Origin of the sequence: Flagellimonas myxillae, assembly GCF_023502235.1 — a bacterium.
Taxonomy (GTDB): domain Bacteria; phylum Bacteroidota; class Bacteroidia; order Flavobacteriales; family Flavobacteriaceae; genus Flagellimonas; species Flagellimonas myxillae.
On sequence record NZ_JAMFLY010000002.1, the window covers coordinates 471,302 to 491,848 of the forward strand.

23 protein-coding genes are annotated in these 20,547 nt (G+C 42.2%); 18 read left to right on the forward strand and 5 right to left on the reverse strand.

Going from position 1 to position 20,547, the window contains the following annotated elements:
- Window positions 1-48: 48 nt before the first annotated feature.
- Window positions 49-567, forward strand: a complete 519-nt coding sequence (locus tag M3P07_RS10590) for a DinB family protein (RefSeq protein WP_249969883.1) — start codon at window positions 49-51, stop codon at window positions 565-567.
- Here M3P07_RS10590 and M3P07_RS10595 read toward each other — a convergent pair whose 3' ends face one another.
- Window positions 568-1,053: a hypothetical protein gene (locus tag M3P07_RS10595; protein ID WP_249969884.1), complete on the reverse strand. Its 486-nt coding sequence runs from the start codon at window positions 1,051-1,053 to the stop codon at window positions 568-570.
- Between the two features lie 66 nt (window positions 1,054-1,119).
- Between M3P07_RS10595 and M3P07_RS10600 the strand changes: the two genes are divergently transcribed.
- From M3P07_RS10600 to M3P07_RS10610, 3 genes are all read left to right on the forward strand, one after another.
- Window positions 1,120-2,223, forward strand: a complete 1,104-nt coding sequence (locus M3P07_RS10600; protein WP_249969885.1) for a sensor histidine kinase — start codon at window positions 1,120-1,122, stop codon at window positions 2,221-2,223.
- A gap of 3 nt (window positions 2,224-2,226) precedes the next feature.
- Window positions 2,227-2,997 carry a LytR/AlgR family response regulator transcription factor gene (locus M3P07_RS10605; RefSeq protein ID WP_249969886.1) on the forward strand — a complete coding sequence of 257 codons (771 nt, stop codon included), beginning with the start codon at window positions 2,227-2,229 and terminating at the stop codon, window positions 2,995-2,997.
- A 71-nt stretch (window positions 2,998-3,068) separates the two neighbouring features.
- Complete coding sequence (locus M3P07_RS10610) at window positions 3,069-4,124, forward strand: hypothetical protein (protein ID WP_249969887.1); 1,056 nt, start codon at window positions 3,069-3,071, stop codon at window positions 4,122-4,124.
- Window positions 4,125-4,216: 92 nt separating this feature from the next.
- On the opposite strand, the gene M3P07_RS10615 is transcribed toward M3P07_RS10610, so the two are convergent.
- Window positions 4,217-4,618: a hypothetical protein gene (locus M3P07_RS10615; protein WP_249969888.1), complete on the reverse strand. Its 402-nt coding sequence runs from the start codon at window positions 4,616-4,618 to the stop codon at window positions 4,217-4,219.
- A gap of 65 nt (window positions 4,619-4,683) precedes the next feature.
- Entirely contained in the window at window positions 4,684-4,860 is a 177-nt protein-coding gene (locus M3P07_RS10620; RefSeq protein ID WP_249969889.1) for a hypothetical protein, read from the reverse strand.
- 203 nt (window positions 4,861-5,063) lie between these two features.
- On the opposite strand from M3P07_RS10620, the gene M3P07_RS10625 reads away from it, so the two are divergent.
- Window positions 5,064-5,549 carry a hypothetical protein gene (locus M3P07_RS10625; RefSeq protein WP_249969890.1) on the forward strand — a complete coding sequence of 162 codons (486 nt, stop codon included), beginning with the start codon at window positions 5,064-5,066 and terminating at the stop codon, window positions 5,547-5,549.
- 81 nt (window positions 5,550-5,630) lie between these two features.
- Here the strand turns inward: M3P07_RS10625 and M3P07_RS10630 are convergent, their stop codons facing one another.
- On the reverse strand, window positions 5,631-5,843 hold the full coding sequence (locus tag M3P07_RS10630) for a hypothetical protein (RefSeq protein ID WP_249969891.1): 213 nt from the start codon (window positions 5,841-5,843) through the stop codon (window positions 5,631-5,633).
- Window positions 5,844-5,951: 108 nt separating this feature from the next.
- Entirely contained in the window at window positions 5,952-6,626 is a 675-nt protein-coding gene (locus tag M3P07_RS10635; protein ID WP_249969892.1) for an NUDIX hydrolase, read from the reverse strand.
- Window positions 6,627-6,717: 91 nt separating this feature from the next.
- Between M3P07_RS10635 and M3P07_RS10640 the strand changes: the two genes are divergently transcribed.
- From M3P07_RS10640 to M3P07_RS10700, 13 genes are all read left to right on the forward strand, one after another.
- Window positions 6,718-7,569 (forward strand): SDR family oxidoreductase, encoded by an 852-nt coding sequence (locus tag M3P07_RS10640; RefSeq protein ID WP_249969893.1) that lies wholly within the window; start codon window positions 6,718-6,720, stop codon window positions 7,567-7,569.
- Between the two features lie 30 nt (window positions 7,570-7,599).
- A complete protein-coding gene (gene uxuA, locus M3P07_RS10645; protein ID WP_249970286.1) occupies window positions 7,600-8,787 on the forward strand; it encodes a mannonate dehydratase in 1,188 nt (395 codons plus the stop codon).
- Complete coding sequence (uxaC, locus tag M3P07_RS10650) at window positions 8,784-10,229, forward strand: glucuronate isomerase (protein WP_249969894.1); 1,446 nt, start codon at window positions 8,784-8,786, stop codon at window positions 10,227-10,229. The genes uxuA and uxaC overlap by 4 nt, the downstream gene beginning before the upstream one ends.
- 38 nt (window positions 10,230-10,267) lie before the next feature.
- The gene (locus tag M3P07_RS10655; RefSeq protein WP_249969895.1) at window positions 10,268-11,650 is read left to right on the forward strand and encodes a 3-keto-disaccharide hydrolase; all 1,383 of its coding nucleotides are present in this window, start codon (window positions 10,268-10,270) and stop codon (window positions 11,648-11,650) included.
- 4 nt (window positions 11,651-11,654) lie between these two features.
- On the forward strand, window positions 11,655-12,983 hold the full coding sequence (locus M3P07_RS10660; RefSeq protein WP_249969896.1) for a Gfo/Idh/MocA family oxidoreductase: 1,329 nt from the start codon (window positions 11,655-11,657) through the stop codon (window positions 12,981-12,983).
- A gap of 14 nt (window positions 12,984-12,997) precedes the next feature.
- Complete coding sequence (locus tag M3P07_RS10665) at window positions 12,998-14,179, forward strand: Gfo/Idh/MocA family protein (RefSeq protein WP_249969897.1); 1,182 nt, start codon at window positions 12,998-13,000, stop codon at window positions 14,177-14,179.
- 99 nt (window positions 14,180-14,278) lie between these two features.
- A complete protein-coding gene (locus M3P07_RS10670) occupies window positions 14,279-15,364 on the forward strand; it encodes a sulfatase-like hydrolase/transferase (RefSeq protein ID WP_249969898.1) in 1,086 nt (361 codons plus the stop codon).
- A gap of 131 nt (window positions 15,365-15,495) precedes the next feature.
- Window positions 15,496-15,822, forward strand: a complete 327-nt coding sequence (locus M3P07_RS10675) for a winged helix-turn-helix transcriptional regulator (RefSeq protein WP_249969899.1) — start codon at window positions 15,496-15,498, stop codon at window positions 15,820-15,822.
- Between the two features lie 6 nt (window positions 15,823-15,828).
- On the forward strand, window positions 15,829-16,386 hold the full coding sequence (locus M3P07_RS10680; RefSeq protein ID WP_249969900.1) for a DinB family protein: 558 nt from the start codon (window positions 15,829-15,831) through the stop codon (window positions 16,384-16,386).
- A 41-nt stretch (window positions 16,387-16,427) separates the two neighbouring features.
- Window positions 16,428-17,579, forward strand: a complete 1,152-nt coding sequence (locus tag M3P07_RS10685; RefSeq protein ID WP_249969901.1) for a phosphatidylserine decarboxylase — start codon at window positions 16,428-16,430, stop codon at window positions 17,577-17,579.
- Between the two features lie 45 nt (window positions 17,580-17,624).
- Entirely contained in the window at window positions 17,625-18,038 is a 414-nt protein-coding gene (locus tag M3P07_RS10690) for a GNAT family N-acetyltransferase (RefSeq protein ID WP_249969902.1), read from the forward strand.
- A gap of 51 nt (window positions 18,039-18,089) precedes the next feature.
- Window positions 18,090-18,722 (forward strand): Crp/Fnr family transcriptional regulator, encoded by a 633-nt coding sequence (locus M3P07_RS10695; RefSeq protein ID WP_249969903.1) that lies wholly within the window; start codon window positions 18,090-18,092, stop codon window positions 18,720-18,722.
- A gap of 62 nt (window positions 18,723-18,784) precedes the next feature.
- Window positions 18,785-20,509, forward strand: coding sequence for a SulP family inorganic anion transporter (locus tag M3P07_RS10700; RefSeq protein ID WP_249969904.1), 1,725 nt, complete (start codon window positions 18,785-18,787; stop codon window positions 20,507-20,509).
- Window positions 20,510-20,547 lie beyond the last annotated feature (38 nt).

Below are 20,547 nucleotides of genomic sequence, written 5' to 3' on the forward strand. Positions count from 1 at the left end.
GTTAAGGTTCCACTGATATAATTTCGAGTCGAACAAAAATCCAATTCAATGAAGACAATCAAGATCAAAAAACTTTTATGTGTGGTAATGTTAATATCGTTTTGTGGAGCACAGGCCCAAATAAAAAAGGAGAATGTTTTAAAAGCATGGGACAATATGACCAAAATGGTGGTCGAAACAGCTAAGGCTATGCCGGAGGAACATTACGAATTTAAGCCTACACCCGAATTAAGGGATTTTGCAGAACAAATGGCACACACATCCGGTGCCAATTATCTTTTTGCCTCAGTGGTAAAGCTTGAGTCGCCCAAGCCCAACCCGGTAACAAGTACCAAGGTAAAACAGGAGCTGATAGCACAAATGGAGGGGTCTTTCGCTTTTATTCGGTCGGGGATTGAAAATTTAAGTATGCAGGATTTAGGAGAGGAAATTGAATTTTTCGGCAATAAAATGTCCAGATTCCAATCCATCTTGATCATGACCTCCCACTTGCAGCGCGAGCATGGAAAGAGCACAATTTACACAAGGCTGAAAGGTATTCCTCCTGGACCGTCGGGCGGATGGTAGTTAATTTTCGATTGTTTGTTTAAAACCGGCTGAAACCACTTCCCGATGAATTGTATATTCCGAACCCTTATAGCAAAGTTTGGTATTTCCTATGGGGTGGGTTTCTTCCGGTTTTACTGTATAAAGCCGATGGAATTCATTGGCAGGGTTACCGGGAAAATTAAAGGAAACCCTCACTGCAGTTTGGATGGTTCTCAGTTTTTCGGAGCTTCTTAATGCGACCCCATGGCCGCAGGATTCTGAGTCCAAGGTGACCAAACTTACCAATGCAGAAGCATCTTGTCCGAAAGCTTCCCCGTGGTAGTCTACCCCGTACTCTTCTTCATCGTGTAGCAAGTAAAATATTTCCTGATAGGTAAGTTCGCTTATATCCTTTAGGGATTCCTGAGTATCCGTGTTGCGTTCAGGAGCCGATTTTCTGCCGTCCTTGCAAGAGTAACATAAAAACAAGAAAATACTTCCGATTATGAAAAGGGGTTTGGTCATCTTATAAATCTGAATTTGGAAGATCGATGAATTCATTTTTATACCTTAGAAAGGTAAATTGATAGTATGCAAAAGCAGCTTCTTCAAAGTTATAAAAATTTGCCTATCCCTTTTGGTAAATTGGGAGTTGCCATTTTGATTGTATCCTTCTTTTTTATTGCCAAGGAATACACGAACCATCTAGTAAACAACTATAACTACCCCTTTAGTTGGGGGTTTATCAGTTTGCGGATAATTATCAATTACGGATTGTGGTTGGTGCTTGCCCCATGTATTGCCATTCTAACCAAAAGAATAAAAAAAAAGGGAAAAACAACTTTAACATGGGCTGGAATAATCATGGGCGTTTTAATCATTTCCCTGTTACATCGGACACTGGCAACCAAATTATACGATGTGGCCTATTACATGGATTCTGGTTATATGAAGGAGTTCTTTGGGCCCAACGGTTTGGTAGCTCTTGTGGTGGGGATTTTTTCAAGTTTAATTGAACAATTAGTCATTTTCGCTGTGTTTTTAGGTGCCGACTATCAAAAGCAATACCTTCGAAACCAACAGGCGTTGGTACAAGCCCAGATCAGCGCTCTCCAGATGCAATTACATCCTCATTTTCTCTTCAATACCTTGCATTCCATTGCGTCCATGATCGATATAGACACCCAAAAGGCACAACAAATGCTTGCCAAAATTGGTGCGTTGCTTCGGAGTATGTTGGAAAATGAAATGGATCAGATGACCACCTTGAAAAATGAATTGGAGTTCATTCAACATTACCTGGATTTGGAACAGATCCGATATGCCGATAAAATGAAAATAGATTATAATATCGCAGAGAATGTTTTACAGGCCCAAGTGCCTTGTATGATTTTACAACCGCTTGTTGAAAACGCCATCAAATATGGAGTGGTGCCAGCCCTAAAAAATGGGTACATTCAATTGGAGGCAAAAGAGCTAAACCTTTCAGCGCCCAATAAAGTACAGCTCGGTCTTACGGTCTTGAATAGCTTGGAACCCAATTGTTCCCAATATCCTAAAATGGGAACTGGATTAGGGTTGAAAAATACCAAAAAGAGATTGGAAGGACTCTATGGCAATCTATACGAATTTGAAGCAGGAGCTGTCAATTCTAAACTATATAGAGCACGGATTTTCCTTCCCCTAAAAAGATGAGCAATGAATCTTAGATGTGTAATAATAGATGATGAATATTTGGCTAGGCAGCGGATTTTGAAACTATTGCAAACGCATACGGATGTAGCTGTTGTTGGGGAGTGCCGAAATGGAAGCGAAGCCATTGAAAAAATCAGGATCAAGGAACCCGACTTTGTTTTTCTTGATATTCAAATGCCCAACCTGAGCGGGTTCGAAATTTTGGAACGGCTAAAAAAGGTGCCCTATGTGATTTTTACGACAGCCTTCGATGCTTATGCGGTCAAAGCTTTTGAGATCAATGCCGTGGATTACCTTTTAAAACCCTTTGACCAAGAACGTCTTGATGCCGCCTTGGATAGAATGCGGTCGGTCAAGCAAAATGACCAGGCACTGGAGTTGGGTAAAAAACTGAGCAATTTATTTAGTGGACTGGAAAATAACAAGGCTCCGGGAGACTTCAGGACCGGATTTGAAATCAAGAAAAATGGGCGCTTGTTAACGGTAAAAACAGAAGATCTGGTCTTTATAAAATCCGAGGGAAATTATTTGGAACTGCATACGGAAAAGGATATGAACCTTTTTCGAGCAACTTTGAATTCTGTCGAGACGGAACTTTCTCCCCTGGAATTTATCAGGATTCACCGATCCCTGATCATAAGTAAACGCTATTTGGAAGAATGTTATTATTTGGGCAATTCCTACTACAGAATACGGCTCAAGACAGGTTTGGAATTTAGATCGGGCAGGTTGTACAAGGAACGTATTGTTTCCATTCTCCACGAACGTGGGTGATAACTTATATTCCAACTCACCGTTTTTCCCAAATTTCGACATTAGTCACAAATGAAAATTGAATCTGGGCCATGCCCTTTAATTTGGTCTTAAAGAAATGTATAAAGACCATGGCCCTTAAACAATTAAAAGCATACTCCCTACAAGCAATAAAAATGGTATTTTGCACCTCGCTGTACACCATTTTCCTGATGTGTGTTTCCTTTTGTTTTGGACAGCAGAAACAAGCGGAACGTATCTACTTCGATTCAGAAATGGAGAGTAAAAGCATCCCATCGTTTGAAATATTCTCCATGAACCCGGAGGGCAAGGAAATTAGACAACACACGTTTGATGCCGTGCCCAGACGTGCCAATACTTCTCCAAAATTTTCACCAGATGGAGAGCATGTAATTTTTGGAACCTATAAATATGGTGGGTATAAAGTGGCTATTGCCAAAAGTGATTTTAGCCAACAGCGTAAGTTTACCAAAGGACCTCACTATACCTACGTAGGCTCATGGTCCCCAGATGGTAAAAAAGTCGCATATAATAAGGTGGATACTAAAAACGCTCCATATTACCAAGGAGATTTTGAGATTTTTGTCACGGAACTGGATGGAACTTCAGATATAAATCTCTCGAATACCAAGGGTTCTGATTTTGGCCCCATCTGGTCCCCAGATGGTAGGAAGATCTTTTTTGGTTCAGATCGCTCTGGGAATTCGGACATCTACGAAATGGATGCAGATGGGAAAAACGTGAAAAACCTGACCAATACCATGGATGTTGATGAGTTTGGCTTTTCACTTTCTCCAGATGGTAGCATGATTGCCTTTCATGCGATTCCCAAAAAAGGTCAAAAAAGGTATATTGATTTATATACCATGTCCTCCGATGGATCTGGACGTAAGAACCTTACCCACAACCAAAACGCGAAACGGAATTTGTTTGTCCCGTACTACGAGGGTGCCCCTCCCATTTTTTATGGCACCTCTTGGTCTTCAGATGGTAAAACAATTGCATTTTCATCCAAACGAAATTCCCCAAATTTTCAAGTTTTTACAATTGGTTTAAACGGGCAAGAACTTAAACAATTGACCCACAATAAGGGTAATAATGTTTTTCCTGTTTGGCATTCGAGGTGATCCATCTTTATATTTAGGTTGCCACCAGCTTAGAACAGCGGGTTTAACAAAATAAAGTAAGAAGGCACAGGATGTGCCTGCGGGAGCTTACATTAATATCTTTCCAAGAGAAATACCCTATCGGACCCAACATCTTCCATTCTCAACAGGTTGCCTTGCAAACTAAGTATTGATTTTACAAGAACGCCCGTTCCCACTTCCCATTGGTTGTCCCCAACATGTTCCCATTGTAGACTGGAAAGGCTGAGATTCTCACATCCCGTGGGAGGAGTTTCGCCAGTTGTCCATCGGGCTGGCGCAGAACCGTCGGTCCGGAATATGTTCACAATTTTTGAACTGCAAAAATCGACCTCTCTTTCCCTGTCCCCTCGAAAATATTGTACCGTAATCCATTCGCCAACAATGGCATCGGGCGCAGTAGTGTCATCGCTACTGCAAGCTGTAGTAAAGGAAAGGACGATTAGGAAAAAAATAGTGTTGTTGAGGTTTTTCATTCTTTGGAGTTTAGCTGGATTACGATTAAAATTTGAAAGCTATTTCAGTTTAAAAAATACTGTCGTTAAATGGTTGGGGTAATGGGTTCGGGTTCTGGAAAGTCGCATGGAACTTCGATAACCCTATTCCCGCCAAGTTGTTGGTTCCCATAAAGTACTTGGGTTTTTGTGCAATCATCATCTGAACAGGAAATGAATTGAACTCCAAGTAGCAGCATTAGTAAACAGTAGATTATTTTCATATTTGGATTTGTGTGAAGTAAATAACGCAAAAACGATGTGAATATTTACCACTCGAATCCGTTTATCTTACAATCACCTAAATATGTTTGGATACACACAAGTTTTTCAGCTGCCCCAAACATGACGAAGTTATTTTGTAGGCGCAAGAGTAGGCAACACAACCAAACCACAAAACAGGTATCTAAAGGAAAAACCTCCCAAAATGAAAAAATTGATCGCATTCTTGGTTTTGGCAACCCATGCATTTTATTCATGCTCTGATCAAGACGATTTTGACATTGAAACTTCCCTGGTCGGAACTTGGTCCGTGTTTCGGTATGAAATTTCAGAATTTCCACAATCCAATGTTCATCAACGATTGGAATTTAAAATCGATGGTTCGCTAATACGATCGGATGTTGTCACCGACTCGTCCGACAAACAAATTCTTGGATACGTTTCCCAGGCCTTGGGAACCTATGAGGTTGATGGGGATAGAATTAAACTTTCGTACCCTGGAATCCATTTTCAAAGTGACACTTCGGTTCCTTTTGTTGCATTGAACGATTTGGAATTTCAGGAGGTCGGATTTTTCCACGAGTATGTTTTTTCATTGACCAAAACCGATTTGTACATGAGTTACATTTGTAAGCCCAACGAAAATTGCGCCAATACTGGCCCAACTAAATTTGTTAGGGTTCATGATTGATTTTTAGATTTACTAACGCTGGATTTCGATTTTTGGAATTTTTAAAAATTATACCCTTCAACCTTTGTACTGGATTTCGCTCTAGGTCTTTTGTATAAACCCCTCCGTTAAGGCCAAGAACATTTGGAGTGAAATGTCATTGAGATAGCTTTTATCTTCCCCAAACACCTTTTGAACGTCGTCCGTTTCCGCATTGGCGTCCTCAATGTATAAGATCTCGTGTTTGTCGCACATTTTCATGCCAATGCTGAACCTCTTTTTTACCTTGTACTTTTTTACTTTGCGAATTTCCATTAGTTTGAATATTGGTTTGATAATATGACACATTATTAAGGTGGATTGTCACTAGAATTGGCAGGGGTTCAGGAACTAAAATGAAACAGGAGTGTAGTTGTTTGAGAATCAACCTTTTTTAACCTCGTACAGCAAGGGTCCGCCTTTAATGCCAACCTTCTTTTGCCCCGTATTTTGAAGTATGTCCATCTGGAACATCTTTTTTCGGAAATTGCGTTTGTCCAATTTCACGTTTAGGATATGCTCGTATAAATTCTGAAGTTCGGGCAGGGTAAATTGTTTGGGCAGTAATTCGCCAACCACCAGTTTGTCCCTTAGGTTGGTCTGTACAAACAAATAGGCATCTTTGATCAATTGGCCATGGTCAAAACCCAGTTCGTCCGGAAGCTTGTCCACATCAAACCAATGGATTTGTTGCACATCGCTACGAAGGGTCAGGGGATGGTTTTCTGGTTTTACCAGGGCATAATAGCAAACCGTGATTACTCTTTTGAGGGGGTGACGGTCCAGTGAACTATAGGTTTTAACCTGTTCAAAATGGATGTCCTTGAAACCTGTGAGCGCAAACAGAACTTTGGCCGCACAGTCCTCCACAGTCTCATGGGCCTCCATAACCCCACCGGGAACCATCCAGTGATTCTTGAAATCCCCAACGGTTTTTTTCAGGAGCAAGACCTTCAACTTATTGTCCACATACCCAAAAACGGTGATGTCCGCAGTAATGGAACACTCAAAGGAGTCCAACCTGACTTGGATGTTTTGGAGGTCTTTTTGTTTAGTCATAGGAGGAATGCTAAAGTAGAATTTTTGTGCTTATAAAAAAATGCATATCTTTATCTGTGTAAAAAGTACACAGAATAACATAAAATTGCAAATGACCATTCCGAAATACGAGTATTTACAGGGCAAAGTGGTAGTGATAACTGGAGGCGGAGGAGTGCTCTGCAGCACTTTGGCGGATTATCTAGCCGAACAAGGAGCCAAAGTGGCCGTTTTGGATTTAAACAAGGAAGCAGCCGACCAAATAGCCATCAACATTATTAAAAAAGGAGGGCAAGCTATTGGCGTACAGGCCAACGTACTACAAAAGGAAAGTTTGGAGTTGGCCCATACCCAAGTGAACCAGGAACTGGGACCTTGCGATATCTTGATCAATGGAGCTGGTGGCAACCACCCCAAGGGAACCACCAGTAATACCCATTTATTTCCGGAGGATCTTGAGGCGGATGAGGATCTAATGACTTTTTTCAAGCTTGATCCAGAAGGAATCCAGTTTGTGTTCAATCTTAATTTTATAGGAACTTTATTGCCCACTCAAATTTTTGCCAAAGACATGGTAGACAGGGAGGGCTGCTCCATTTTGAATGTTTCTTCCATGAACGCCTATAGGCCGCTGACCAAGATTCCCGCCTATAGTGGAGCCAAGGCAGCGGTTAGCAATTTTACCCAATGGTTGGCGGTACATTTTGCCCCAGTGGGCATTAGGGTCAACGCATTGGCACCTGGTTTTTTTCTAACGGAGCAGAACAGGACTTTGTTAACTGAAAGTAATGGTAGTTTGACCCCAAGAGGACAAACCATATTGGAACACACTCCGATGAACCGTTTTGGGGAACCGGAGGATTTGGTGGGAACCACCTTATGGCTGACGAGCAATCAATCCAAATTTGTAACAGGGATTACGGTACCTATAGATGGTGGATTTAGTGCCTTTAGTGGGGTTTAAACGATAGAATTTATGCAGACAACAAAACATATGGGATTAGAGCAGACATGGCGCTGGTATGGCCCCAATGATTCTGTTTCCTTGGATGATATTGCCATGGCGGGAGCAACCGGTATTGTTTCGGCCCTGCACCATATTCCCAACGGGGAGGTATGGTCCAAAGAGGAAATTACCCAAAGGAAAAACGAAATTGAGGCCAAAGGCCTCACCTGGTCCGTAGTGGAAAGCATTCCCGTGCATGAGGACATTAAAAAACGTACGGGTTCTTACCAAGAGTATATTGCTAATTATCAGCAAAGTATCCGAAACTTGGGCGAATGTGGTATTGATACCGTTTGCTACAACTTCATGCCCGTTTTGGACTGGACCCGTACCGACCTTGCGTACCAAATGCCGAATGGTTCCAAAGCCCTGCGATACGATGCCACGGAATTGGCCGCTTTTGAGCTTTTTATTTTGAAAAGGCCAGGGGCGAACCAATCTTATTCCGAAACGGAAAAAGAACAGGCCAAAAAGGTTTATGATCAAATGGAAGAGGAGCAAAAAACCAAGCTTACCCAAAATATTATTGCAGGTTTGCCTGGTGCAGAAGAAGGCTATACCGTGGATCAGTTTCAAGAGGTATTGGATACCTATAAAGGTATCGGGGATAAGGAATTAAGGGAAAATCTATATGCCTTTGTCCAGGCCATTGCCCCTGTTGCAGAAGCTTCTGGGGTACTGTTGGCGATTCACCCGGATGACCCACCCTTTCCCATTTTTGGGCTTCCTAGAGTGGTAAGCACGGAAGAGGATGCCAAACAATTGTTGGGAGCCTATAAAAGTCCTAACAATGGTCTTTGTTTTTGTACGGGATCTTATGGAGTTCGGTCGGACAATGATTTGGCCGGGATGGTGGATAGACTTGGGGACAGCATAAATTTTGTGCATTTAAGAAGTACCAGACGGGATGCCGACGGGAATTTCTTTGAAGCCGACCATTTGGATGGGGACGTGGATATGTTCGGGGTGATGAAATCCTTGTTGGCCGAACAAGGAAGGCGTAAAAAAAGCGGGAGAAAGGATTTTCGCATGCCGATGCGTCCAGATCATGGGCATCAAATGTTGGATGACCTGACCAAAAAGACAAATCCGGGATATTCGGCCATTGGTCGTTTAAGGGGGCTGGCAGAATTGCGGGGATTGATGTTGGGCATTGAAAAATCTATGGAGCCATGAGTTTTATCACCGAGAATTTTTTATTGGAAACCGAGTTTGCCCAAGAGCTTTACCATGATTATGCCAAGGGCATGCCCATCATAGATTACCACAACCATTTGCCTCCGGATGAGATTGCCTCCAATCATCAGTTTAAGAATATAACCGAAGTGTGGTTGCATGGCGATCATTACAAATGGAGGGCCATGCGTGCCTTTGGGATTGACGAAAAATTTATTACCGGAAGTGCTTCCGATCAGGATAAATTCCTGAAATGGGCCGAGACAGTACCCAATACCCTGCGCAATCCCCTCTATCATTGGACCCATTTGGAGTTACAGCGTTATTTTGGCATTGACGAGTTGTTGACCCCAAGAAACGGGCTGGATATCTACCAGAAAACTTCGGAAAAATTACAAGAGGAAAGTCACAGCACCCGAGGTCTCATGGCCCAAATGAATGTGGAGGTACTTTGCACTACAGACGATCCCTTGGATAGCTTGGAACATCATTTGAGCGCCCGTAAAAACCAAAAGGGAACAAAAATGCTACCTGCATTTAGACCCGATAAGGCCTATGCCGTTGAGGACGTGAGAACATTTGCGAGGTTTATAGAACGGTTGGCCGACATCGTTGGGAGCTCCATCACCAATTATCAGGATTATTTGGATGCCCTAAAAAATAGGATTGCGTTTTTCCATCAAGCGGGAAGCCGCTTGTCCGATCACGGTTTGGACCAACTTTACTTTTTTGATCTTGGCACCTTCGATATTGAAATTCTGTTTAAAAAGGTATTGGCCGGAAAAGCTCTTGAAATCCAAGAAATCCAATATTTCAAGTTTGAGACGCTACACCACCTATGTAAGGAATATAATGAATATGGATGGACCCAGCAATTTCATCTGGGTGCCCTGAGGAACAACAATGAGCGGATGTTGAGCACCTTAGGGCCAGACACCGGGTTTGATTCCATAGGGGATTTTGCCCAGGCCCAAGCCATGTCCAAATTTTTGAACGAACTGGACAAGACGGACCAATTGGCAAAGACCATTCTTTATAACCTCAATCCATCCCAAAATGAGGTGTTTGCGACCATGGCCGGGAATTTCAATGATGGGTCTATTAAAGGCAAGATGCAGTTTGGTTCAGCTTGGTGGTATATGGATCAGTTGGATGGGATGGAAAAACAAATAAATACACTTTCCAATATGGGCTTGTTGAGTTGCTTTATTGGGATGTTGACGGATTCCCGAAGTTTTCTGTCCTTTCCAAGGCATGAATATTTCAGAAGGTTGCTCTGCAACATTTTTGGCAATGACATTAAAAAAGGCTTGGTTCCGAACGACATTCCGTTTGTAGGGAGGATGATTCAAGACATTAGCTATTACAATGCCAAGTCTTACTTTGATTTCGACGGGAGAAAAGCGAAGTCCCCAGATAAACAAACAGCGAATCAGAAATAAAAAATAAAAGAACAATCAAAAACCTTAAATCTATTGAAATGGGAAAAATCAAGATCAATTTAATTGCGGCTTTTACGCTCCTTGGCCTTTGTTTTACAGGATGCTCGGAGAAGGATAAAGACGACACCCCTTGGACATATCTGTTTGACGGGGAAACACTCAATGGCTGGAGTCAAAAAGGAGGCGTGGCGACCTATGAGGTTAGGGATGGCAGTATTGTAGGAATAACAAAACATGACACTCCCAATTCATTTATGACTACGGACGAGTTATATGGGGACTTTATATTGGAGTTGGAGTATTTAGTGGACTCCACCATGAACTCAGGCATCCAGATCCGGAGCAATAGCCTACCTTATTATTTGGATGGGCGCGTTCATGGGTATCAAATTGAAATAGATCCATCTGATCGTGCTTGGAGTGCCGGAATTTATGATGAAGGAAGACGTGGATGGCTAAATCCGTTGGAAAATAACCCAGAGGCTCAAGCAGCATTCAAACAAAATGATTGGAACCATTATCGCATTGAGGCTATTGGCGACACCTTAAAAACTTGGATCAATGGAGTGCCAGCAGCACATTTAATTGATGACAAAACAGCCGAAGGATTCATTGCATTGCAAGTGCACAGCATCGGAAAGGATAAAGAAGCTGGGACGGAAGTGATATGGAAAAATATCAAAATTTTAACCGATAGTCTTTCAAAGTATTCCAAACCAACACCGATAAAGCCGATCCTAACCAAAAATCAACTTACTCTTGATGAGAAAAAAAGAGGATGGCAGCTGTTGTGGGATGGAAAATCGACCGAGGGATGGCGAGGAGCGAGGTTGGATAACTTTCCAGAGCAGGGTTGGATTATTGAAAATGGAGTACTTTCCGTACTGGCTTCCGGCGGAGCCGAATCTACCGCAGGTGGTGACATTGTTACTGTGGATACGTATGGAGATTTTGAGCTAAAGGTTGACTTTAAAATAACCGAAGGTGCTAACAGTGGAATCAAGTACTATGTAGATACAGACCTAAATAAGGGTCCTGGGTCTTCCATTGGTCTGGAATACCAAATTTTGGATGATGCCAAACACCCAGATGCCAAAAAGGGGAACCACGAGGGAAGCCGTACTTTGGCTTCACTTTACGATTTGATTCAAGCTGATGTAAATAAACCAGCAAACCCTATTGGGGAATGGAACACTGCCCATATCATTTCCAAAAACAATCATGTGGAGCATAGACTCAATGGGGTAAAGGTTTTGGAATATGAACGGAAGAGTGAGGATTATCGCAAACTGGTATCCGAAAGCAAATACGAAAAGTGGCCCAATTTTGGGGAGGCGGACAAGGGACATATTTTACTGCAGGACCACGGGGATTTGGTTAGCTTCAGGAACATTAAAATAAAATCAATAATTCAAGATTAAGGCCATGGGAACTAGACGAAATTTCATCAAAAAAACAACAGCAGGAACCGCTGCATTGACAATGGGGGGATTGGTGCTACCCAAAATGGGATACGCCAACATATTGGGTTCCAATGATCGTATCAATTGTGCGGTAATTGGGGTTAGAAGCAGGGCAAAGGCCCATGTAAAGGCCATCAGTGCTTTTCCAAATGCAAAAGTGCTTTACAACTGTGATGTGGACGATTTAATTATTGAGGAGCACAATGCTTGGTGCCAGAAAAACATTGGATACGTACCCAAGGTGGAGAAGGATTTTAGAAAAATCCTTGAGGACAAGAATGTGGACGCTGTTTTTATTGCCACTCCGGAACATTGGCATGCCCCTATGTCCATCATGGCTATGCAGGCGGGAAAACATGTGTACGTAGAAAAACCATGTAGCCATAACGCCTATGAGAACACCTTGTTGGTAGCTGCCCAAAAGAAGTATAATAAAAAAGTGCAGATGGGTAATCAACAGCGCTCCGCCCGAACTTCACAACAGGCGGTAAAGGATATCAAAGAAGGAATAATTGGGGACGTCTATAAAGGGGAAGCTTATTATTCCAATAATAGAGGGTCGATCGGAAAGGGGAACATCATAGACGTGCCTAAAACCTTGGATTGGGATCTTTGGCAAGGACCAGCTCCGAGAACTGCTTATAAAGACAATGTGCATCCCTACCACTGGCATTGGTTCAGGGCTTGGGGTACAGGGGAAATTCATAACAATGGGACTCATGAGATAGACATTTGCAGGTGGGCTTTGGGTGTGGACCTCCCGGAAACAGTAACATCTTTTGGTGGAAAATATACCTATGATGATGATTGGGAGTTTGTGGACAACCAGCAAGTGACCTATGGCTTTAAGGGGGATAAGTTCATTACGTGGACAGGCCATAGCCGTGGAATAATGAAACCCGAACGCCCCGGGCGTGGAATAACCATATATGGTAGCAAGGGAAGCATTGAATTAAGCCGAAACTTTTATAAATTGTACGACCTTGCCGGAAACCCTATCAAATTAGAGTTTGAAAGAACTGCAAGTGCAACCACCAATACACAAGGAATTGGTGGACTGGATGTAGACCATGTTGGGAACTTTTTTGATGCTATTAGAGAGGACAAGGCAATGAATGCTCCAATAGCCGATGCAAGTATATCCACGATGCTTTGTCATTTGGGTAACATGGCCCAGGATGTTGGACATACTTTAAAAATTGATACAACAACCGGAAAAGTTCTAAATAGTGAAGCCGCCATGAAACACTGGGGACGTGAATATGAAAAAGGGTGGGAGCCCAAATTATAAGAAACTAAGAAATAATGAAGCGAAGGGAATTTGTCGCAAAAAGCGGTTTGGCCGTTACAGCTGTTACGGCAGCTAGTCCTGTATGGGGAGCCAATTTGCTTGGGAAGAAGGAAAAGAATATTAGGATAGGGGTCATTGGAACCGGCGATAGAGGAGGTGGTTTGACCCCCATTATTCAGGATATTCAGGGCATGGAGGTCACGGCTTGCTGCGATGTACTTCCATTTCGATTGGAAAGCGGATTGACCAAGGCCGGCGGAAGGGCCAAAGGATATTCAGATTACAGAAAACTCCTGGAGGATAAACATGTTGATGCTGTTTTGATCGCTGTTCCGTTTAGCGAACATTCCCAAATTGCCATAGATGCCTTGGATGCAGGGAAACATGTCTATTGCGAAAAAACTTTGGCAAAAGGGTATGATGGTATTCGGAATTTGATTCATAAAGCGAACAATTCAAAGACCATTTTTCAGACAGGCCATCAGTATCATAGTTCAAGGTTATATACCCATGTGGTTGATTTGATCAAACAAGGCAAGATTGGTAAAGTCATTGCTTTTGATTGCCAGTGGAACCGAAATGGCAATTGGAGACGCCCCGTCCCAGATCCAAAATGGGAGCGCGCCATCAATTGGAGAATGTATAGGGAATATTCCGGTGGATTGGTAGCTGAACTTTGTTCCCACCAGATAGATTTTGTGAACTGGGTGCTGGAAGAAACTCCAGAAAAAGTGATGGGCGTAGGTGGCATTGATTATTGGAAGGATGGTCGGGAAACCTATGACAATATCCAGCTGATCTATAGTTATCCCAATGGAGCTAAGGCTACCTTTACCTGTTTGACAGGAAATGCCATGGGAGATTACCAAATAAAGGTCATGGGAGATAAGGGAAGCATAGTTTTGGATTATGCCAAAGCCTGGTTCTTTCCAGAAAAAGGATACGAAAGAGAGCTAGGTGAAGTGGATGGTGTTTCTGGAGCAACGGTTAATTGGGAAGAAGGAAAAGGTATTCCAATTAAAGCCGAACATCTCGATCCAAGTAAACAAGCGTTGATGGATTTTAGGGATAGTATCTTGACCAACGAGAAACCTATTTCCGATATCACCACTGGGGCCAATACAGCTGTTTGCGTTCAAATGGGCTTGGATGCCATGTATGACCAAAAGATTGTTCACTGGGATTTTAATTCGTAAGATCACTACGTCCAACTTTTTGGTAAAACAAATACATTTAAGCAAGCCGGAAACGGATTTGTTCAATACCTTGTAAGCCATAATCAACCCGCTAATACCATGAAAAAACCTTCTAGAAAATTATGGCTTGCCATTTTTGCCTTTTGTTCGATTGGAGTTTTCGCCCAGAACAGTGAACCTCCCAAGGTGGTCTTGATTACTTTGGATGGATTTAGATGGCAAGAACTTTTTACCGGAGCAGATTCCCTTTTGATTGCCAACAAGGAATATGTACACGATACTACCCAGTTAAAAAAATCTTTTTGGAGAGCAAGTGCCAAGGAAAGAAGAACTGCTCTTATGCCATTTTTCTGGTCTAAAGTTCCAACAATGGGTCAATTACACGGGAACCGTTTATTGGGAAGCAAAATGAACCTGACCAATACAATGTGGTTCTCCTATCCTGGCTATAACGAAATTTTGACTGGTGCAGCTGACGATGCCCGAATTACCAGCAATGACAAATTCAATAATCCCAATATTACGGTGTTGGAACGTTATAACAAAACGGAATCTGGTAAGGGAAAGGTGGCAGCTTTTGGTAGCTGGGATGTGTTCCCATTTATTGTGAATGAAGAGCGTTCTGGGGTACCGGTCAACGCCGGATTTGAATCGGCTACCAACAACCCGAACGAGCGGGAACAGTTTCTGAACAAATTACAAGAACAGATTCCCAGCCCCTGGGGTTCTGTACGATTAGATGCTTTTACACACCATTTTGCTTTGGAGCATATGAAAAAAGCTCATCCTAAACTGGTTTATATTTCCTATGGTGAGACCGATGATTTTGCCCACGAAGGAGATTATCAGGCATACTTAAAATCGGCTCATAATACCGATGGTTTGATCAAAGAAATCTGGGAGTATACCCAAAAGGATGAATTTTATAAGGATCAAACGGTGTTTATAATTTCCACGGACCATGGACGAGGCACCCAACCTTTACACACATGGACAGGTCATGGTTCTAAAATAAAAGGGGCAGACCAAGTTTGGTTAGTGGTTTTTGGCAAAGGGATTCCCCCTTTGGGAGAAGCTGAGGGCGAGAAACAATGGTATACCAATCAAATTGCACCTACTATTCTTGACATTTTGGATGTTCCAATCAATTCCGACGAAGTCAAGGGGGAGCCATTGAAATTCTAAGTTTTATTAATTTCTGATTATCATTTCTTGGTTTTTGTTAGTTGAAACGAGCGCCATTGGACTAAAATATTTGGCAAGATGCTACATAATATGTAGCTTTGCTATAAATAATGTAGCAAACTAGTATAAGTATGGCAATTCCAGTTCCAGGACAACCCGTAAGGGGATCAAAATCCGGAGCTCCGGTTATGGCGCTCTTAGATTTATTGGGACGTAGTTGGGCCATGGGTATCGTTTGGCATCTGTATAAGGGTCCCAGTACCTTTAGAAAGCTGCAGGAATATTGTGAGACCATTTCCCCAACCACATTAAATAAGCGTTTAAAAGAATTAAGGGATTCCCACCTTATTGTTAGAACAGTAGACGGGTATGCGCTGTCCCAACAGGGAAGAGAATTATATGAACTCATTGAACCTTTGGGCAACTGGGCAAAAGGATGGGCCAAGAATTTCAAATAAGTAGCAATGGTGAACAGAAGAATAGATAAACCACAGCCCACAGAATATCCGGCATATTCTTGCATCTATATGGATTTGATGCCAGATGATGGACAAGTGTTGGAACACTTATGGACCAACTTCCTTGATCTTAAAAAACTGGTATTGGATTTGAAGGAAGACCAGTTGCAATTTAGATATGCAAAGGGCAAATGGACCATTAAGGAAATCTTGGTACATTTGATTGATGACGAGCGCATATTTGCGTATAGGGCACTGAGGTATGCCCGCAATGATTCCACACCGCTACACGGCTTTGATCAAGATGCTTATGCAACTTATTCCAATGCCAATTCTAGAAGTTTGGATGACATTTTTGAAGAATATGAAACAGTAAGAAAAGCAACGATTTCACTTTTTTTGAATCTACCGGAAGATAGCTTTCTAAGAGGAGGTGCTGGAATAGATTATGACGGCAGTGTTATCAATAAGAGAACTGTTAGGGCCTTGGCCTATCACATAGCCGGACATGAACTCCGGCATATAAACATTATTAAAGAAAGGTACCTCAAAAGAAGCCTTTAGTTCCCCCACAATTTTAATTAGTAATCTAAATGAATGCAACTATGAAAAAGCAAGTGCATTGGAATCTTGTATTCCTGTTTTTGTTTGTGGGTCTTCAAACTGGACTATGGGCCCAAGAAGATTGTAAACCTGTAAGTCAGTTGAAACAGCTGTATATAACCAACAGGGATTTTAAGCAAACTGTGGACAAAATGTTCAAGAATGTCCACCCTTTACCCGATGGTTCCACCAATCCATGGAAGGGCAAGGATGTGGATGACCTATACGCCTTTTTGAACGAATGGTTCTATTTTCTTCCTATGACAGACGATGGTTTGGATCGAATTATTGAATTTTCGTTTCTATATTACAAAAACCCGGAGGGAATGCAGTTTATTTTGGAAGAGCCAGGTCTAGGTTGGTCTTTGGATTTTGTTGAGGAACGTGGCAAATTCATGGATAGCGAAGCTTCCACCAAAAAGGTGGATAAATGGTTGTCCAACCCTAATTTGGGCCATGAGGATTTTGTGTATCCCGAAGGTGGATTTACCTCCTTTAACCACTTTTTTACCCGCGATTTAAAACCGGGTGCTAGACCCATTACTGCTATTGATGACAATTCGGTTTTGGTGTCGCCTGCGGATGGGGTAATCAATATGATTAACAATGATGTCCAAATGGATTCCAAACTGCCCACCAAGGCAGGAATGACCTTAAGTTTGAAGGAACTTCTAGGCAATTCAAAATTCGCTGAAAAATTTGTCGGAGGAAAGGCCATGGCTGTTTTTCTATTGCCTACCAACTACCATCATTTTCATGCGCCCATATCTGGGGTTATGGTAGAATCCAACGAAGAAGTCGGGGATAGACTTTTTGGAATGCCGGACATTTTGGACATCATCAACGATGGTAATGTCGCATACAATAAAGATTACAGTGTTTTCCAAGATTTTAAGCATGGATATTACATTATTGACACCAAGGAATTTGGTCACATTGCCATGATTCCTATCGGACTCCAAACCATTGGATCGGTTGTGTTTGAAGAAAGGTTTAAGAACATCAAATCTACAGCCCCTGTACAGGTATATAAAGGGGATAAGTTGGGTCATTTTGCCTATGGTGGCTCAACGGTGTTGCTATTGTTCGAAAAAGGGAAACTGGGAGGCATCAATGTTAATTTGGGTCAAAAAATTGGGGATTTGCATAATTAAGGATAGATTTTGGTTGTATTTTGATTCATAATAAGTCAAATTAAAATGGACAAATCACAGCTGCAGTTTATACCATTGACCCTAAAGCATTATCAACAGTTGAGAGCAACTACCGAATGGGAAAAACTGGAGGACGGCCAAGTGGAATGGGCATTGCAAAACGATCTGTTCTCGGTCTGTGCGATTTACGGGGATCAGCCAATTGGAATGGGAAGGGTAGTGGGAGATGGCGCTATCTATTTTTACGTTCAGGATGTAATTGTTCATACTAAATTTAAAGGGAAGGGGATAGGTAGAATGATAATGCAGGAAATCGAAAAGTACCTAAATCAAACCATCTCACATTACGCCTTTGTGGGGCTTATGGCTGCACAGGGAGTAGCTTCGTTCTATCATCAATTTGGCTATTCCAAACGTCCAATGAAGGGTCCTGGCATGTTCAAAATTGTACAGAAATAACCCGGGAATTTAAGAAGTTAAATGACTACTTTTAGGAAGTAATTCTGTACCATGGAGTCTGAACTGTACAACATCTTCGGGAATCATTTTGAGCAGCCGTTGTTGGAAGAAATTAGGAGTGTGGGCAAGCTTGTGCAATATCCAGCAGGTGAAATGTTGATGGATATTGGCAATTATGTAAGAAGCATGCCTTTGTTGTTATCAGGAGCAATAAAAATTCTCAGGGAGGATGATGATGGTGATGAACTGCTACTGTATTATTTGGAACAAGGAGAAACCTGTTCGGTAACCATGGCATGTTGCCTTGGGCAAACCAAAAGTGAGATCAGGGCCATTACGGAAACCGAAGCCAAAATGATCATGGTTCCCGTGCAAAAAATGGAAGAATGGTTGGCAAAGTATAAAGGTTGGAGAAACTATGTTTTTGATAGTTATCATAGCCGACTCAACGAGTTGATGCAGACCGTTGACAGTATTGCATTTAAGAATTTGGACCAGAGATTGGTGGACTACCTAATAAAGAAATCGGAGGTCACCAATGATAAATGTATTAGAAGCACCCACCAAGAAATTGCATACGATTTGCATACCTCTAGGGTTGTGGTTTCCAGATTGCTGAAAAAACTGGAAAAGATGAAAAAACTGACTTTGCACCGAAACCATATTGAGTTGGTGGATCTTTAGGTTTGTGATCTAGGTTACTGTAAAACAGCACGAACTATCTTACATTTGCCCAAAGCCACTAAATGTTAGCACGGTATTTTCCCATTATATCCTGGATAAAGAGCTATAACCGCTCCACCTTTCTTAGCGATTTATCTGCTGGCACAACCTTGGGAGTAATGTTGGTCCCGCAGGGGATGGCGTACGCCATGATTGCTGGATTACCCCCTATATATGGTTTATACGCCGCTTTGATACCCCAATTGGTGTACGCGATAACGGGAACCTCAAGACAGTTGGCAGTCGGACCTGTTGCCATGGACTCCCTTCTGGTGGCAACAGGGATTGGAGCCTTGCATTTGGCGTCCATTGAGGATTATATAAGCGCAGTATTATTTTTGACGTTGGTTGTGGGGGGCATTCAACTGTTGCTTGGGATTTTTAGAATGGGATTCTTTGTGAATTTCCTATCCAAACCTGTAATTAGTGGTTTTACATCCGCCGCTGCAATTCTTATTGGATTGGGACAGTTGAAACATATTTTGGGCACGCAATTTTCCCAATCCAGTAAGGTACACGAGTTGCTCCAAGGGGTATTTGATTCTTTTGGGAACATTAATGCGTTTACACTTTTGGTGGGATTGATTGCCATTGCAATGATTCTGATCTTGGGGAAACTGAGCAAGCGAATTCCAATAGCCTTATTGGTCGTGGTGCTGGGCATATTGGGGGTTACTTTGTTTGATTTGGGTGATTTTGGGGTCCCTCTTGTTGGGGAAATACCGAAAGGCCTACCGATGTTTCAGCTTCCGAATTTTCAGGTTGTGGAGTTTGGGAAATTATTGCCCATTGCCATAACGGTGGCACTTTATGGTTTTACGGAAGCAATTTCAATTGCAAAAACAGTGGAAGAGCGGCACCCGGAATACGAACTGGATGCCAACCAAGAGCTAAGGGCTCTGGGACTTTCCAATCTGTTGGGTTCCTTTTTCCAATCCATACCGGTCTCAGGAAGTTTTTCAAGAACTGCCGTAAATGATCAAGCCGGGGCAAAAACGGGAATGTCATTGGTTTTTAGTGGACTTTTCATCGCAGGAACATTGCTGTTTTTAACCCCTTTGTTTTATAATCTGCCCACAGCGGTCTTGGGAGCCATCATCATGGTGTCGGTGTTTGGGCTTATCGATTTTAAATACCCATTAACGCTTTGGCGGCATAGGAAAGATGAGTTTCTTCTACTCTTGGCCACTTTTGTATTGACCTTGTTCATGGGTCTTATTGAAGGGATTCTTCTGGGGGTTTTACTTTCCCTATTTTTACTGGTGTATCGAATTTCACACCCCCATGTGGCTATTTTGGGGAGAGTAAAAAATACAGATTATTTTAAGAACATCGACCGCTTTTCCGAAGAGACCGAAGTGGATGCCGATAAACTAATTTTGCGATTTGACGCCCAACTGTACTTTGGAAACAAGGATTACTTTAAAAGGGAACTCTATAAACAAGTAAGGCTAAAAGGGAATAGACTTCAATATGTGATACTCAACGCGGAGGCCATCAATTATATAGACAGTAGTGGAGCGGTTATGTTGGAGCGGGTAGTCAAAGATCTTCAAGCCAAGGGCATCCAATTTTTTATCACCGGTGCTATTGGACCTACGAGGGACATTTTTAACAGTAGCGGCCTAATCGATATTGTAGGTAAGGAAAATCTCTTTGTGAAGACCCTGGAGGCCGTTGAGTTCTGTACAAATCAGAAAAAAAGAAGTAGTATACAGGAAAAAATATCCCTGCAGGCTAAAACCTAGGCTTTGTAACTTTGGTAACTGTAGGGAAATGGTTAGGA

What these genes read in the sequence shown, in the direction of transcription:
- M3P07_RS10640 (WP_249969893.1), top strand. Translation starts at nt 6,718, where the DNA reads ATGACCATTCCGAAATACGAGTATTTACAGGGCAAAGTGGTAGTGATA.
- M3P07_RS10685 (WP_249969901.1), top strand. Translation starts at nt 16,428, where the DNA reads ATGAAAAAGCAAGTGCATTGGAATCTTGTATTCCTGTTTTTGTTTGTG.
- M3P07_RS10665 (WP_249969897.1), top strand. Translation starts at nt 12,998, where the DNA reads ATGAAGCGAAGGGAATTTGTCGCAAAAAGCGGTTTGGCCGTTACAGCT.
- M3P07_RS10635 (WP_249969892.1), bottom strand. Translation starts at nt 6,626, where the DNA reads ATGACTAAACAAAAAGACCTCCAAAACATCCAAGTCAGGTTGGACTCC.
- M3P07_RS10690 (WP_249969902.1), top strand. Translation starts at nt 17,625, where the DNA reads ATGGACAAATCACAGCTGCAGTTTATACCATTGACCCTAAAGCATTAT.
- M3P07_RS10595 (WP_249969884.1), bottom strand. Translation starts at nt 1,053, where the DNA reads ATGACCAAACCCCTTTTCATAATCGGAAGTATTTTCTTGTTTTTATGT.
- M3P07_RS10660 (WP_249969896.1), top strand. Translation starts at nt 11,655, where the DNA reads ATGGGAACTAGACGAAATTTCATCAAAAAAACAACAGCAGGAACCGCT.
- M3P07_RS10615 (WP_249969888.1), bottom strand. Translation starts at nt 4,618, where the DNA reads ATGAAAAACCTCAACAACACTATTTTTTTCCTAATCGTCCTTTCCTTT.
- uxaC (WP_249969894.1), top strand. Translation starts at nt 8,784, where the DNA reads ATGAGTTTTATCACCGAGAATTTTTTATTGGAAACCGAGTTTGCCCAA.
- M3P07_RS10670 (WP_249969898.1), top strand. Translation starts at nt 14,279, where the DNA reads ATGAAAAAACCTTCTAGAAAATTATGGCTTGCCATTTTTGCCTTTTGT.
- M3P07_RS10610 (WP_249969887.1), top strand. Translation starts at nt 3,069, where the DNA reads ATGCCCTTTAATTTGGTCTTAAAGAAATGTATAAAGACCATGGCCCTT.
- M3P07_RS10600 (WP_249969885.1), top strand. Translation starts at nt 1,120, where the DNA reads ATGCAAAAGCAGCTTCTTCAAAGTTATAAAAATTTGCCTATCCCTTTT.
- M3P07_RS10590 (WP_249969883.1), top strand. Translation starts at nt 49, where the DNA reads ATGAAGACAATCAAGATCAAAAAACTTTTATGTGTGGTAATGTTAATA.
- uxuA (WP_249970286.1), top strand. Translation starts at nt 7,600, where the DNA reads ATGGGATTAGAGCAGACATGGCGCTGGTATGGCCCCAATGATTCTGTT.
- M3P07_RS10620 (WP_249969889.1), bottom strand. Translation starts at nt 4,860, where the DNA reads ATGAAAATAATCTACTGTTTACTAATGCTGCTACTTGGAGTTCAATTC.
- M3P07_RS10625 (WP_249969890.1), top strand. Translation starts at nt 5,064, where the DNA reads ATGAAAAAATTGATCGCATTCTTGGTTTTGGCAACCCATGCATTTTAT.
- M3P07_RS10695 (WP_249969903.1), top strand. Translation starts at nt 18,090, where the DNA reads ATGGAGTCTGAACTGTACAACATCTTCGGGAATCATTTTGAGCAGCCG.
- M3P07_RS10680 (WP_249969900.1), top strand. Translation starts at nt 15,829, where the DNA reads ATGGTGAACAGAAGAATAGATAAACCACAGCCCACAGAATATCCGGCA.
- M3P07_RS10655 (WP_249969895.1), top strand. Translation starts at nt 10,268, where the DNA reads ATGGGAAAAATCAAGATCAATTTAATTGCGGCTTTTACGCTCCTTGGC.
- M3P07_RS10700 (WP_249969904.1), top strand. Translation starts at nt 18,785, where the DNA reads ATGTTAGCACGGTATTTTCCCATTATATCCTGGATAAAGAGCTATAAC.
- M3P07_RS10675 (WP_249969899.1), top strand. Translation starts at nt 15,496, where the DNA reads ATGGCAATTCCAGTTCCAGGACAACCCGTAAGGGGATCAAAATCCGGA.
- M3P07_RS10605 (WP_249969886.1), top strand. Translation starts at nt 2,227, where the DNA reads ATGAATCTTAGATGTGTAATAATAGATGATGAATATTTGGCTAGGCAG.
- M3P07_RS10630 (WP_249969891.1), bottom strand. Translation starts at nt 5,843, where the DNA reads ATGGAAATTCGCAAAGTAAAAAAGTACAAGGTAAAAAAGAGGTTCAGC.